The 14402-nt window shown below is 36.4% G+C and carries 16 protein-coding genes; 13 read left to right on the plus strand and 3 right to left on the minus strand.

The window, feature by feature from the left end; genetic code table 11:
- Window positions 1–69 precede the first annotated feature (69 nt).
- The 6 genes from C7K42_RS00730 to C7K42_RS00755 all read left to right on the plus strand — a co-directional run bounded on the left by C7K42_RS00730 (window position 70) and on the right by C7K42_RS00755 (window position 2685).
- Window positions 70–546 (plus strand): flavodoxin, encoded by a 477-nt coding sequence (locus C7K42_RS00730; RefSeq protein ID WP_232510062.1) that lies wholly within the window; start codon window positions 70–72, stop codon window positions 544–546.
- Window positions 547–604: 58 nt separating this feature from the next.
- Complete coding sequence (locus C7K42_RS00735) at window positions 605–1018, plus strand: cupin domain-containing protein (RefSeq protein WP_014124496.1); 414 nt, start codon at window positions 605–607, stop codon at window positions 1016–1018.
- A 17-nt stretch (window positions 1019–1035) separates the two neighbouring features.
- The gene (locus C7K42_RS00740; protein ID WP_094243676.1) at window positions 1036–1356 is read left to right on the plus strand and encodes a carboxymuconolactone decarboxylase family protein; all 321 of its coding nucleotides are present in this window, start codon (window positions 1036–1038) and stop codon (window positions 1354–1356) included.
- Window positions 1357–1443: 87 nt separating this feature from the next.
- The gene (locus tag C7K42_RS00745) at window positions 1444–1569 is read left to right on the plus strand and encodes a MerR family transcriptional regulator (protein ID WP_124175375.1); all 126 of its coding nucleotides are present in this window, start codon (window positions 1444–1446) and stop codon (window positions 1567–1569) included.
- 33 nt (window positions 1570–1602) lie between these two features.
- Window positions 1603–1785, plus strand: coding sequence for a MerR family transcriptional regulator (locus C7K42_RS00750; RefSeq protein WP_124175376.1), 183 nt, complete (start codon window positions 1603–1605; stop codon window positions 1783–1785).
- A 165-nt stretch (window positions 1786–1950) separates the two neighbouring features.
- Window positions 1951–2685 (plus strand): class I SAM-dependent methyltransferase, encoded by a 735-nt coding sequence (locus tag C7K42_RS00755; protein WP_014124499.1) that lies wholly within the window; start codon window positions 1951–1953, stop codon window positions 2683–2685.
- 529 nt (window positions 2686–3214) lie between these two features.
- On the opposite strand, the gene C7K42_RS00760 is transcribed toward C7K42_RS00755, so the two are convergent.
- Window positions 3215–4246, minus strand: coding sequence for a zinc-binding alcohol dehydrogenase family protein (locus tag C7K42_RS00760; RefSeq protein ID WP_041591798.1), 1032 nt, complete (start codon window positions 4244–4246; stop codon window positions 3215–3217).
- 439 nt (window positions 4247–4685) lie between these two features.
- Between C7K42_RS00760 and yycF the strand changes: the two genes are divergently transcribed.
- The 5 genes from yycF to C7K42_RS00785 are packed head-to-tail and all read left to right on the plus strand — an operon-like array spanning window position 4686 to window position 10272.
- The gene (gene yycF / locus C7K42_RS00765; protein WP_124175377.1) at window positions 4686–5390 is read left to right on the plus strand and encodes a response regulator YycF; all 705 of its coding nucleotides are present in this window, start codon (window positions 4686–4688) and stop codon (window positions 5388–5390) included.
- A gap of 6 nt (window positions 5391–5396) precedes the next feature.
- Window positions 5397–7229 (plus strand): cell wall metabolism sensor histidine kinase WalK, encoded by a 1833-nt coding sequence (gene walK / locus C7K42_RS00770; RefSeq protein WP_103096799.1) that lies wholly within the window; start codon window positions 5397–5399, stop codon window positions 7227–7229.
- On the plus strand, window positions 7226–8545 hold the full coding sequence (locus tag C7K42_RS00775; RefSeq protein WP_103096801.1) for a YycH family regulatory protein: 1320 nt from the start codon (window positions 7226–7228) through the stop codon (window positions 8543–8545). Before walK ends, C7K42_RS00775 begins: the two co-directional genes overlap by 4 nt.
- A 4-nt stretch (window positions 8546–8549) precedes the next feature.
- Entirely contained in the window at window positions 8550–9413 is an 864-nt protein-coding gene (locus tag C7K42_RS00780) for a two-component system regulatory protein YycI (protein WP_103096802.1), read from the plus strand.
- A gap of 52 nt (window positions 9414–9465) precedes the next feature.
- On the plus strand, window positions 9466–10272 hold the full coding sequence (locus tag C7K42_RS00785) for an MBL fold metallo-hydrolase (protein ID WP_103096804.1): 807 nt from the start codon (window positions 9466–9468) through the stop codon (window positions 10270–10272).
- Between the two features lie 39 nt (window positions 10273–10311).
- Here C7K42_RS00785 and C7K42_RS00790 read toward each other — a convergent pair whose 3' ends face one another.
- A complete protein-coding gene (locus tag C7K42_RS00790; RefSeq protein ID WP_103083490.1) occupies window positions 10312–10944 on the minus strand; it encodes a CPBP family intramembrane glutamic endopeptidase in 633 nt (210 codons plus the stop codon).
- 263 nt (window positions 10945–11207) lie between these two features.
- On the opposite strand from C7K42_RS00790, the gene groES reads away from it, so the two are divergent.
- Both groES and groL read left to right on the plus strand, forming a co-directional pair.
- Window positions 11208–11492: a co-chaperone GroES gene (gene groES, locus C7K42_RS00795; protein WP_103083491.1), complete on the plus strand. Its 285-nt coding sequence runs from the start codon at window positions 11208–11210 to the stop codon at window positions 11490–11492.
- A gap of 29 nt (window positions 11493–11521) precedes the next feature.
- The gene (groL, locus tag C7K42_RS00800) at window positions 11522–13162 is read left to right on the plus strand and encodes a chaperonin GroEL (protein ID WP_103083492.1); all 1641 of its coding nucleotides are present in this window, start codon (window positions 11522–11524) and stop codon (window positions 13160–13162) included.
- A gap of 380 nt (window positions 13163–13542) precedes the next feature.
- On the opposite strand, the gene C7K42_RS00805 is transcribed toward groL, so the two are convergent.
- Window positions 13543–14370 carry an SDR family NAD(P)-dependent oxidoreductase gene (locus C7K42_RS00805; protein ID WP_069028807.1) on the minus strand — a complete coding sequence of 276 codons (828 nt, stop codon included), beginning with the start codon at window positions 14368–14370 and terminating at the stop codon, window positions 13543–13545.
- Between the last annotated feature and the right edge of the window lie 32 nt (window positions 14371–14402).

Raw genomic sequence — 14402 nt, forward strand, 5'->3', positions numbered from 1 at the left:
AGCAATAGCCATAGCCAAAGTTCAGCTGTAAGATAAACTTATGAAATAAGTCAGTTACAGTTTTTTGAGGTGAAAGTATTGCCCAAAGTAATCTATTTTTCTAGAAAGTATGAAAATTTAATCGATGGGAAAGTGGTAGAGCTTGCAAAAGGCAATACAGAAGTTGTTGCCGCTAAAATCAGTCAAAGCATTGCATGTGAGCAATTAGAGCTGCAAGCTGTCACAAGCTATCCTAAATCTTATAATAAGATGGTAGAAATAGCTGAAAATGAAAAGAGAGATCAACTAAGGCCTTTATTTTATGGACTAGAAAAAGCCTTAAAGAGGGAGATACTTTTTCTAGGTTTTTCTAATTGGTGTGGCGGGCTCCCTAAAATTGTGGTTCATTTTTTAGAAAATTATAATATAAAAGGAAAAACTATTTTTCCTTTTTGCACTCTTGAGGGAAGTGCTTTTGGCAATAGTCTATTTGAACTAAAAGCATTGTGCCCTCACGCAAAAATTATGACCGACCGGGCTTGCTGTACATGGCTCTCGTGTTTATAGGGCTGATGAAGCTGTAAAAAATAGGCTTGTTCAATATAATAAATTGGAGGAATAAACAATGGCAAAAAATGAAGAAGTAAAAGACGGTATCATCTTTTCAAGTGGTGAAAAAAATGACGCATTTGCCCAATATTTCGTAGGACAAAGCTACATGAACTCTTTGGTTGCAGATCCTGAAGTAAATGTAGGTGTTGGCAATGTAACTTTTGAACCAGGATGTCGTAACAACTGGCACATCCACCATGATGGCTATCAAATCCTTTTAGTTACTGGTGGCGAAGGCTGGTACCAAGAAGATGGCAAAAAGGTGCAATTCTTACAAGCTGGCGACGTGATTGTCACACATGATGGCATTAAACATTGGCATGGTGCAACTAAAGATAGTTGGTTTGAACATATCGCTATTACTGCAGGAACTCCAGAATGGCTGGAACCTGTTTCTGATGAAATTTATTATAATTTAGATAAATAAAAACGGAGGTATTTATTATGGCAAAACAAACTGCAGGACGTGACAATTTAGGTGATTTTGCGCCGCAATTTGCGGCGTTAAATGACGATGTATTATTTGGTGAAGTATGGGATAGAGAAGAACAGCTATCTCCACGTGATCGTAGTTTAGTTACTGTTGCAAGCTTGTTAACGCAAGGCGTTCCACAATTAGAAGCGCATTTAAATATAGCCAAACAAAATGGCGTAACACAAGAAGAAATTGTTGAGGTTATTACTCATCTAGCCTTTTATACCGGTTGGCCTAAAGCTTGGTCGGCGTTTAATTTAGCTAAAGAAATCTTTGATGAAGATGCCTAAATGTTAAATCATTTAATTTTTAAAGGTTCAGGAAGCTAATTCTTGAGCCTTTTTACTTATTTTTGGGTAAAAGGAGGAAAAATTTTAATGAGTTATTCTATTGGCGAATTGGCAAAAATTGTAGGAATGACTGTTCACGGGGAAAATGAGGGATTAGTAACTCCGAAAAGACAAGGCAAAAATCAGATTTATTCAGAAGAAGACAAGAAATAGATTGAATTTTTAATTCATATGAAAGAAACAGGAATGTTAATAAAAGATACGAAAAAATACACTGGATTAAGACAATTAGAAGAACCACCAGTAGAGGAGCTGATGCAACTTTTACATCGAAAAAAGATACAAGAACAGTTGAGTATTTATAAGAAAAATTTAGCAATTTTAGATAAAAAAATTTCGATTTACCGTAAAGAAATTAAAACAACATGAGGTAAAGATTTATATGATTATTTTGTTATTTATTATGATGATTTTCTGAATTAATGATTTGAGTCATATGACATAATTACATAAAATTAAGCATCTAAATATGTTATAGTAATTTTAACATCAAGTAATTATTTTAATCAGTGTTAATAGAAAAGGGATGAGAAAATGAACTCCAATTACGATAATCCAGAGTTTTTCAATGCATATGCCAACATGGATCGCTCTAGATATGGCTTAGATGCAGCCGGGGAGTGGCATGAATTAAAAGAAATTTTGCCGGACTTTACTGGAAAAACAGTATTAGATTTAGGTTGCGGCTATGGTTGGCACTGTCGATATGCAGCAGACCACGGAGCAAGACAAGTCATTGGCATTGATAGTTCAGAAAAAATGGTCGAGCAGGCACGATCCATGACGGAAAATGAAAATATAGCGTACAAAGTGATGGACATGTTTGATCTAGATAAATTCGAGGAAAATTTTGATGTGATCATTAGCTCTTTAGCGATTCATTATATTGCTGATTACGTAGGATTAATTGAAAAAGTTTATAAGCAGTTGGCACCTGAAGGCGTTTTTATCATGAGTGTGGAGCATCCTGTTTTTACGGCCCAAGGTAGTGAACAGTGGGTGCTAGATAAGCAAGGCGAGATCAGTCATTGGCCGGTGGACTATTACTTTTCAGAAGGCGTAAGAAATACTGATTTTTTGGGATTCACTGTGACGAAGTATCATCGAACCATGATGACTTACGTGCAAGCTCTTTTGCATCAAGGTCTTGTTCTTGATCAAGTCATTGAACCAACGCCTACACAAGAAATGTTAGCGTCTAGTCAAGATATGCAAGAAGAACTGCGTCGTCCGATGATGTTAATTCTAGCTGCACATAAAAATTTTTAAGAAAGTTAATCTAAAATAGCCTCCGTTGCGCCAATACCAAATAGGATAAGCGGTCTAAAAAATATTGGAGGCGACTCTTTCGATGCGCCACCAATCCGAGAAATATTGGAGGGAACTTTTCCGATGTGCCTCCAATCCAAAAAATATTGGAGGCAACTTTTCTGATGTGCCACCAATCCGAGAAATATTGGAGGCGACTCTTTCGATGTGCCACCAATCCGAGAAATATTGGAGGGAACTTTTCAGAAGTGCCACCAATCTGAGAAATATTGGAGGGAACTTTTCTGATGTGCCGCCAATCTGAGAAATATTGGAAGGAACTCTTTCGATGTGCCGCCAATCCGAAAAATATTGGAGGGAACTCTTCAGAAGTGCCACCAATCTGAGAAATATTGGAGGGAACTTTTCTGATGTGCCACCAATCTGAGAAATATTGGAGGGAACTCTTTCGATGTGCCGCCAATCCGAGAAATATTGGGGGCAACTCTTCAGAAATGCCCCCAATTCAATAATTATAAATGAAACAACTTTAGTCAAAGCCTTCTAAAACAATTTTTCCAATCGTTGTATCTGATTCTAATTGTTTATGCGCTTTTTTCAAATTTTTAGCGTTGATTGTACCATAATGATGGTTGATGGTTGCATGAATTTCATTGTTATCTACCATTTGCGAAATTTTATCTAAAAATTCATGTTGAGTAACCATATTTTCTGTTTGATAACTTGATTTAGTAAACATAAATTCCCAGCTAAAAGTAGCGCTTTTGTTTTTCAGTAACCCCAAATCAACCGCTTCTTCCGTTTCTACGATAGAACAGATTTTACCTAAAGGCGCAATCACATCCGCCATATTTTCCCAATGCATTTCGGTGGAATGTAGGCAAAGGATATAATCAACATCTGTAATATCTTCTTCTTTTAACTGAGAAGAAAAATCTTTATGGTGATTAATAATCACATCTGCGCCTTGTTGTTTTACCCAATCGCGTGTTTCGGGTCTGGAAGCTGTCGCAATAACAGTTAAATCCACACTTTTAGCGAGTTGGGTCGCAATCGATCCAACACCACCTGCACCATTTACAATAAGTAATTTTTTACCTACATTGCTACTTTTATTATGACTAATAGCTAAGTGTTCAAATAAAGCTTCATAAGCCGTTAAAGACGTTAATGGCAAAGATGCAGCGGAAGCAAAATCTAAGGAGTTTGGTTTTTTTCCTACAATACGTTCATCCACTAAATGAAATTCACTATTGCCGCCAGGACGTGTGGAGTCACCTGCATAGAATACTTCATCGCCTACTTGAAATAAGGAGCAATCTTCTCCAACTTCTTCTACGACACCTGCCACGTCCCAACCTAAAATTTTTGGTTTTTCTTCGATTTTTTCTTTAGGCGAGCGTATCTTCGTATCAACCGGATTAACCGAAATAGCTTTAACACGAACAAGCAAATCACGACCTTTGGCTTGTGGTTTAGGCAGAGTCAAGTCTAATAAACTTTCCTCATTATCAATTGGTAAATAACGATAAAGCCCCACAGCTTTCATTGTATTTCCCATCAGAAACTCCTCCTTGTACTTTTTTCTTTATTGTAACATCGTTTGCTAAAATAGATAGAAATACTTGCTTTTAAAAATTCCTTATAAAAATTTTACATGAAAACAGTTAATCTTTCATAATTTATTCATAATTAATAGTTACTATAGACTCATACCAACAAAATGTCTTTTTATAAGACAACCCTAACACTTTTTCATTTTTACTCCTTGCCTGCCGATACATTTTCGGCAGGCCTCTTTTTTTGTTTGCTCTCTTTTTTGTTTGCTCTCTTTTTTATTGTCTAGAATTTTGTAGTTAATCATTTCAAAAATCGCATATTTCTGGGAAAATTTAGGCTTTAAGAAGAAGAGTTTGTTTTGTTTTAATGAAACTAGAGACAAAATCATGTATAATAGAAACGACGCTAAAAAAGATTTAAATCAAATGAGGTGAAATTTTTTGAAAAAAATATTAGTTGTTGATGACGAAAAACCGATTACTGACATTGTTAATTTTAATTTGTCAAAAGAAGGTTATGAAGTTTATACAGCTTATGACGGAGAAGAAGCATTAGAACAAGTAGAAGAGGTGAAACCTGATTTAGTTTTACTTGATTTAATGTTACCCAAAGTCGATGGGCTAGAAGTGGCGCGTGAAATTCGCAAAACTTATGATATGCCAATCATTATGGTGACTGCTAAAGACGCAGAAATCGATAAAGTCTTAGGCTTGGAATTAGGAGCAGATGATTATGTTACAAAACCATTTTCTAATCGTGAGTTAGTCGCTCGTGTTAAAGCTAATCTAAGACGAGGATCTTCCAGCGCTAAAGGCGCTGATCAAGCAGCCAATGTAGAGATTACAATCAATGATATTACCATTCACCCGGATGCTTATATGGTTACAAAAAATGAGGAAGAGATTGAATTGACCCGCCGTGAGTTTGAACTGTTACATTACTTAGCACAACATATTGGACAAGTAATGACGCGTGAACATTTATTACAAACGGTGTGGGGTTATGATTATTTTGGCGATGTACGTACTGTGGACGTAACAGTGCGACGCTTACGCGAAAAAATCGAAGATAACGCTAGCCATCCAGGCTATTTAGTTACACGTCGAGGCGTAGGCTATTATTTACGCAATCCAGAACAGGAGTAACGCTATATGAAAAAAAAGGTTCGCTTTTTTCGATCAGTGAACTTTAAAATCGCCCTGACTTTTATCTTGGTTTTACTTGTTTCAATCGAGATTATCGGGGCGTATTTTATTCGCGGATTGGAACGCTCAACCATCGATAATTTCAAAACTAGCATGGACACACAGGCTGAAACGCTAGCGAGTACTTTAGGCAATCACTTAGGCAATCAAGATGATGAAGATAGTGGTCAACAAAACGATGAGCTGCAACGAGTGCTTGATAATAGTGATTCTCCTGATGTATTGGAAATGAAAGTGGTCGATGGAAAAAATAACATTCGTGCAACAACCAATGTTGCAGAGAGATATACAGTAGGAAAGAAAAATGATGATCCCTATATTGATGATTTTTCTACCAAGAGTTTAGTAGCTGTTGATGAAGAATCTTCTAATCGTGTGCAAATTAATGTACAGCCCATTCAAACAACAGGTGATACAGTAGGGGCCTTGTATATTAGAAGTGACTTAGAGCAACAATATGAAGAAATCAATGATATTGCTTTAATTTTTATTACTTCTTCAGTGATTGCAGTTTTTATCTCGATGATCGTGGCTGTTTTAGTGGCGCGTTCCATCACTCAGCCGATTGGGGAAATGCGACAGCAAGCTCTTCGTATTGCCAAAGGAGATTATAGTCGTAAGGTCCAAGTAAAAGGAAATGACGAGCTGGGTGAATTGGCAGCGACTTTTAATCAATTGGGCGAACGAATTGAAGAGACGCAAGAAGCGATGGAATCAGAGCGCAACCGTTTAAATAGTGTATTATCCCACATGACAGACGGTGTTGTGGCGACAGATCGTCGTGGAAAAGTAATTACTATCAATGAGATGGCTTTATCTTTACTAAATGTCGAACGTGAGTCTGCAGTAAACCAGTCGATTTTAACACTCTTTGATATGGGAGAAGATTATACTTTACGTAAAATTTTGGAAAATCCAGAGGAAATTTTATTAGAGCGACCTTCTGCCGATAAAAATTTGGATAATGTCCTTTTGCGTGTAGATTTTTCCATGATCCGTCGTGATTCCGGCTTTATTTCTGGTTTAGTGGCTGTTTTACATGATGTCACTGAACAAGAAAAAACCGAACAAGAACGACGCCAGTTTGTTTCCAATGTTTCGCATGAATTACGTACGCCTTTGACAAGTACTAGAAGTTATATTGAAGCTTTGTCTGAAGGCGCTTGGAAAGACGAAGAAATCGCGCCTAAGTTCTTGAATGTTACTTTAAATGAGACAGATCGTATGATTCGTATGATCAATGATTTATTGAGTCTTTCTAGAATGGATAGCGGAAATTATCAACTCCAAGCAGAATATATTAATTTTAAAGAACTGGTGAATTTTGTGTTAGACCGTTTTGATATGATGGTCGATGAGCAAGAAAAAAAATACCATATCAAACGTGATTTTACGAAAAGAGAATTATGGGTAGAAGTAGATACCGACCGAATGATTCAAGTGATCGATAATCTGATGAACAATGCGGTGAAATATTCACCAGATGGCGGTATCATCACGGTTCGATTGGTGGAAACACACAATAATATCATCTTAAGTATCACCGACCAAGGTTTAGGCATCCCACCTAATGATATTAATAAAGTCTTTGATCGTTTTTACCGGGTCGATAAAGCAAGAGCACGTAAGCAAGGCGGTACCGGCTTAGGCCTTGCGATTTCTAAAGAAGTATTGAAAGTTCATGGAGGTAACATCTGGGTTGAAAGTCGTGAACATGTTGGCTCAACTTTCTTTGTTAGTTTGCCTTATGAACCTTATGAGGAGGACTGGTGGGAATGAAGTTTTCAAAATATTTTTTGTGGATCGGCTTAGCACTAATGATCATCTTAAGTTTTTATCTTTCTTACTTGATATGGGCCAATCCAACCATTGAAGGTCAGACACTTGTCGAAGAAACAGAAGAAAGTCAAGCAAATGATGAGGAAGAAGAAGAGGATTATATAGCCGCTGAAGATGTCTTTTTACCTATAAAAGCTGTTTATAAAACAGAAGAGCAAATACAAGCCAGTAACACGGAAAACTTATTAGAAGATTTACAGGCAGATATTTCGCAAGCTTCTTTTAGCTCTTTAAATGTTCAAAGCTATGATTCAACTGAACAACTAGTTCAACAAACTAGAATGTCTGATGGCGTTGAGATGGATTATACTAGTTCCTTTCCTTTAGAAAAATACATTGACTTTTTTAATTTAGCGTTGGCAAATGAAGGAAATGAAGAAATAAATTCATTGACATTTCAGTTGATTCAAATTGATTTTACAGAAGAGAAAATTCGTTTTATTAACAAAGATGAACAGCTATCAGCAGAAGCAGATATTCAATCTTCTTTAGATGGTATAAAAAATATCTTAAATGAAGATTCTGTTGATTGGTATGATGTTGTTCAAGATGAAAGACTTGATTATTTTGAATACTTCAATGACCAGCCAGTAAAATTGAAAAAGTTTAGTTACATTGCTTCTTCAAGACCATATACCGTTTTCCGTGATTCCTTCTTTACAAATCCGGATAATTTACGCAGTAATGATGATACCGACAACCTAAATATTTACGATGGATCTGAGTCGATGATTATTGAACCCGATAATCAAAAGGTCGATTTTCAAGGGAATACTTCTGAAGAAGAGGAATTCGACCCTTATACTGATAGTTATCAATATATTCGAAAACTGGGTACCAATTATGGCTCAATACGCTTTTTAGATTCTATGCAAAATACTCTTGATTATCGTATTTTTGTAGAAGGTTTTCCAGTCTTTAGCGATACCGAGGAAGGGAAATTTTCGGTTGAATTTTCAGATACTTCGCAAGAAGGTCAACGCAGTGTGGAAATCCAAGCCAATCTAAATATGATTCAAGTGCCGATTCCTTCTGATAGTGAAGTAGAAGTTCCTTCAGGAAAAGAAGTTTTAGAGGATCTATATTATACGGGCGCAGACCCAGAAAAATTACACAGCCTGGTCGTTGGTTACAGCTGGGAAAATATTGAAGATACAGGGGTTGTCGATTTAGAACCGGCTTGGTATGTGCAGTATGGAAATAGCTGGCACAAATCAGAAGACTTAATGCAACAATTGCAAGAAAGCGAGGAATAAATAAATGGATTTTAAAAAGATCGGTTGGATTTTTTTCTTTGCCTTTCTAGGATTGAATATATTTTTATTTAGTATTTATAAAGAAGCAGATGATCAGGAAGATGTTGTTTATCGAACAGACCAAAAGGTTCCTATTGAAGATCGTCTGGATTCAGAAGATATAAGCTATAGTGGTCAGTTTTCTGAAAAACACCAAAAAGGTTATTATATCAGTGGTAAATCTAGCGATATGAATGAGGTATTGGATGAAGAAAGGGATCGCCAAGATGACCAGGATCTTTTAAAAGATCAAACTTCAGTCGATGATCAAACACTTACTCATAGTTTGACAGAAGAAAATGCGATCACCGATACCTCTCAGACAAGCAATGTATTAAAGCAATTTTTACAAGAAGAAAATCAAGTGTTGTTTGGAGATGAGTACAGTTACTTAGAAGATGTTTCAAGCTTTAAAGGGGATTACCCGTCAATAATTGCAGCACAAAGTTATGAAGGTATCCCTATTGATGATAGTTCGAGTCGTATTGAAATCGAGCTGTCAGAGCAAGATGATAAATGGGTTTTAAGTAATTACACACAAACGCATATTTCTGATTTGATTCCTTTGCGCGAAGCGATCTCTTTATATTCAGAAGAAGAAATTATTAATACCTTATATGTGAATAATAAAATTCCAAGTGGCTCTGAAATCAAATGGCGCCATCTAGCCTATACTTTAAATTTGAAAGTACGAGGACAAAATGTTTATGTACCTGCTTGGTTTGTTGCGATTGAAGACGAGGATGGACAGACCCAAATTGAAAAAGTCAATGCGTTGACGAATCGTATCATTACAAATACTACAGTTCAAACGGTAGAAAATTCATAAAAAGGTATGTATAATGAAATTAGTTTTTATGTTAGAGAGGAAGTCACGCGCGGTGGAGAAAGAAAATGCATTTCAAGTAAGTGTTTTAGCCAGTGGAAGCACCGGTAATTCATTATATATTGAAACACCTAAAAAGAAAATTCTGGTAGATGCTGGTTTAAGCGGAAAAAAAGTCACTTCATTGCTTAGTGAAGTAGGACGAAAACCGGATGATTTAGATGCGATTTTTGTTACCCACGAACATCGTGATCATATTCATGGTGTGGGCGTATTATCACGTAAATATAATTTGGATATTTATGCCAATGATAAAACTTGGCAAGCAATGTCACCTTTAATCGGTAATGTCGCACTTGAACATCAACATTCCTTTGAAATGGGTAAAGTTTTGACTTTTGGCGATATGGATATTGAAAGCTTTGGTGTTTCACATGATGCGGCTGCTCCGCAATTTTACCGTATTCATAAAGATGGAAAGTCATTTGTGGTATTGACGGATACTGGCTATTGTAGCGATTATTTGCGTGGGGTCGTACGCGGCGCAGATGCTTATTTGATTGAAAATAACCATGATTTAGCGATGTTGCGTTCAGGTAAGTACCCTTGGAGTTTAAAACAGCGGATTTTAGGCGATCGCGGTCATCTATCAAATGAGGATAGTGCTTTTGCGATGACAGATATTTTGACCGATCAAACCCAGCGTATTTATCTAGGTCATTTAAGTAAAGAAAACAATTTAAAAGAGTTGGCACATTTAACCATGGAAAATACTTTAAAAGAACATGATTTTGGTGCAGGGGAAATGTTTAAAATCTGTGATACAGATCCAGAACAAGCAACAAGTTTGTTTGCTATATAAAAAGAGACATCCGATTAAAGTTCGGATGTCTCTTTTTGTCTAATTTCCTGTGATTAAGATAAGATTTGCTATAACGACTAAGCTGTTCATGCCGACATGGCTAATCATGGAAGTCCAAATCTTTCCCGTTTTTTTATAAAGTAAGCTAAGGAAAAAGCCTAGACAAAAGTATAACAGCAGATGCCCATCTTGATGAACAACAGCAAATATCAGTGAACTAACAATAATACCTACCCAAGGATAAGCAAATGAATCAAACAGACCGATCAGCGAACGACGGAAGACAAACTCTTCCATAATCGGACCGCCAACCATTGCTGCTAGAGCAAATAAGGGCTGACGTAAAACAATCCCAATAATATTTTGTGTATTTTGCGATTCAATTGGTATGCCGAAAAATTGTTCTATTTGCATAATAACTGTTTGCAAAAGTATGGCTAGAAAAATCCCGACGATCCCCCAAAATAAAGTAGGAAGTAGGTTGATCTTGTTTTTTTCAAAGCTTAATTTGTTCGTTTGCCTAAGGTATAAAAAAATCATAAAAGCAGCGCCTAAAAGATAAGTCACTGTGGTGATATTCGTGCTGGCTTGGCTCGTTGGCGCAAAGATGGGCGCAAAAAAAGCAATAATATACATAAAAATGGTTAATAAACTATATTTTCTAACAGACATTAGCGACTCCTTTTTCTAAGAAATTTTTTTATCAATTTATTTATTATACAAAAAGAGAGTCAGATTGACAATTGCCAGTCATTTAGCCGATAGGTTCGGCTTTAGAAGTGACTGACTTTTTTTGACTTTTGTAAAAAAATTTGTTCTAACTACTTGCAATATTAGTAAAAAATGATAATATTGAAATTGTGATTTAGCACTCTATATTAATGAGTGCTAATAACAGAAAATTAAATGAAAGATTTTATTTGGAGGGATTTCTCGTGTTAAAACCATTAGGCGATCGCGTATTGATCGAAGTTTCGGAAGAAGAAGAAAAAACAGTTGGAGGCATTGTTTTAGCATCCACTGCGCAAGAAAAGCCACAAACTGGTAAAGTTGTAGCTGTCGGTCCAGGACGTACACTAGATAATGGTGAACTAGCAACGGTTCCTGTAAACGTCGGAGATACTGTTTTATTTGAAAAGTATGCCGGCTCTGAAGTGAAATATGATGGACAAGACTACATGATCTTTTCAGCAAAAGACCTTGTAGCAATTGTAGAATAAAAAATACTTTATTTTGAGGTGAAGAAATCATGGCAAAAGATATTAAATTTTCAGAAGACGCACGTCGTTCAATGCTTAATGGCGTAAGTAAATTAGCAGATACAGTCAAAGTAACTTTAGGCCCAAGAGGTCGTAACGTTGTCTTAGAAAAATCTTACGGCTCTCCTTTAATTACAAATGACGGTGTAACGATTGCTAAAGAAATTGAGTTAGAAAATCGTTTTGAAAATATGGGGGCACAATTAGTTTCAGAAGTTGCTTCTAAAACTAACGATATCGCTGGTGACGGTACAACAACTGCCACTGTATTAGCACAATCTATTGTAAGTGAAGGTTTGAAAAACGTTACTTCTGGCGCTAATCCTTTAGGTATTCGTCGTGGTATTGAACAAGCAACACAAAAAGCTGTAGAAGAATTACAAAATATTTCTACACCAGTAGAATCAAAAGAAGCGATTGTACAAGTTGGTGAAGTTTCTTCAGGCAGCAAACAAGTAGGTCAATATATTGCAGATGCAATGGATAAAGTTGGTAACGACGGTGTGATTACTATTGAAGATTCACAAGGTATTGACACAGAATTGGATGTCGTTGAAGGTATGCAATTTGATCGCGGTTATCTATCACAATACATGGTAACGGATAATGAAAAAATGGAAGCTGATTTAGATAGTCCTTACATTTTGATTACTGATAAGAAGATTTCTAACATTCAAGATATTCTTCCTTTATTAGAACAAGTTGTACAAGAATCTAAACCACTATTGATTATCGCTGATGATATCGATGGTGAAGCTTTACCAACACTTGTTTTGAATAAAATTCGTGGAACATTTAACGTTGTTGCAACTAAAGCTCCTGGATTTGGCGACCGTCGTAAAGCAATGTTAGAAGACATCGCTGTATTGACTGGTGCTACAGTTATCACTGAAGATTTAGGACTTGAACTAAAAGATGCTACAATGGACTCTCTTGGTAAAGCTAATAAAGTAACTGTTGATAAGGACAATACAACAATTGTTGAAGGTGCTGGCGATTCAACAGCTATCGAAGATCGTGTACAATTAATTAAAAACCAAGTAGCTGAAACAACTTCTGACTTTGATCGTGAAAAATTACAAGAACGCCTTGCTAAATTAGCAGGTGGGGTTGCAGTAATCAAAGTCGGTGCAGCAACTGAAACAGAACAAAAAGAACTAAAACTACGTATTGAAGATGCTTTAAACGCTGCTCGCGCTGGTGTTGAAGAAGGTATGGTATCCGGTGGTGGTACAGCACTAGTTAATGTAATTAACAAAGTAGCTGAACTAGATGCAGATGACGATGCTATCACAGGAGTTAACATCGTACTTCGTGCATTAGAAGAACCGGTACGTCAAATCTCTGAAAACGCTGGTTTTGAAGGATCAGTTATTATTGAAAAACTAAAAAGCGAAAAATTAGGAATTGGTTTTAACGCAGCAACTGGTCAATGGGTAAACATGGTTGATGCAGGTATTGTTGACCCAACTAAAGTTGTACGTTCTGCTTTACAAAATGCAGCATCTATCTCTGCACTATTACTGTCAACAGAAGCAGTAATTGCAGATCGTCCAGATGAATCAGGCAATGATGCTGGAGCTGGCGCTCAAGGAATGGATCCATCAATGATGGGCGGCGGCATGATGTAATAACTTTACAAAAAGCCTTGGACTTTAAAATGTCCAAGGCTTTTTTGCTGTGAATCGAAGCGTAAACAAAGAGATGAACAGTACTAGGGCGAGCGAAGGCGAGCCGTAGTGTCCTTTACCTTTTATCGTTGATAATACAAAAGAGCTATGCGAATTCGAATTGCTATATATTCAACATAGAAATTCCATTTCCATGTGCTATCGTCGTTCATACAACATAAGTTTTCCATTTCCATGTGCTATCGTCGTTCATACAACATAAGTTTTCCATTTCTATGTGCTATCGTTGCTCATACAACATAAGTTTCCCATTTCTATGTGCTATCGCCGCTCATACAACATAAGTTTTTTATACTCTAAAATCAATCTGTATTTTTTATTTATAGATAATTTGCTATGCTATCTTTTGTTATTTGTCCCAATTTTTCTCTAGCTGCTTTATCATAAGCTTGTGCGTTTGCTTGAGCTTGGGTTTTACCTTCGAAATATTCACCTGTAACTTCATCTAATTCTTTTGAAGTTGTAAGATATTCAACGGCAGAAAAACCTTTTTCCACTGAAGTTTGCGCTGGACCGAAATGATCAGATACCATGTTTGTGCTCATTAGTGTTGATGGATGTAGTGCATTGACGTGAATTTCTCTTTTCTGTAATTCAGCTGCAAGGTCAAATGTAAACATGATCAAAGCTAATTTACTACGCTCATATGCTAAGTAACCTTCATAATGGTTTTCCATATTGATATCATTAAAATCAATAGGCGCTTGGCCAACTGAAGCAACGTTAATGATTCTTGCATGATCTTTCATCATCGGAAGTAATTTTCTAGTTAATAAAACTTGAGCTAAATAATTGATACTCCATCTTAACTCGTAACCATCTTGACTCAGTTCACGTTGCTTTTGTGATTTCGGACCGCCACCAATACCAGCATTGTTTATCAAAAGATCAATTTTTTCACTATTTGCTATAATTTTTTCAGCCAATTTTGCTACCGATTGAAGCGAAGCAAAATCGCCATTAAAATATTTTAGATTCTGATTGCCGGTTGTTTGTTGTATTTCTTCAATAGTTTTAAAACCTTTTTCTTCATTTCTTCCATGTAACAAGACTTTTGCGCCTTGTTTTGCAAAACGTTCAGCTGTCATTTTTCCCAGACCATCTGTTGCGCCAGTAATTAAAACTGTGGATTCTGACAATGATTTCATTTGGTATCCCTTCCTTTCACGAATGTTCTTTC

The sequence above is a fragment of the Tetragenococcus halophilus subsp. halophilus DSM 20339 genome, assembly GCF_003841405.1.
Lineage (GTDB): Bacteria > Bacillota > Bacilli > Lactobacillales > Enterococcaceae > Tetragenococcus > Tetragenococcus halophilus.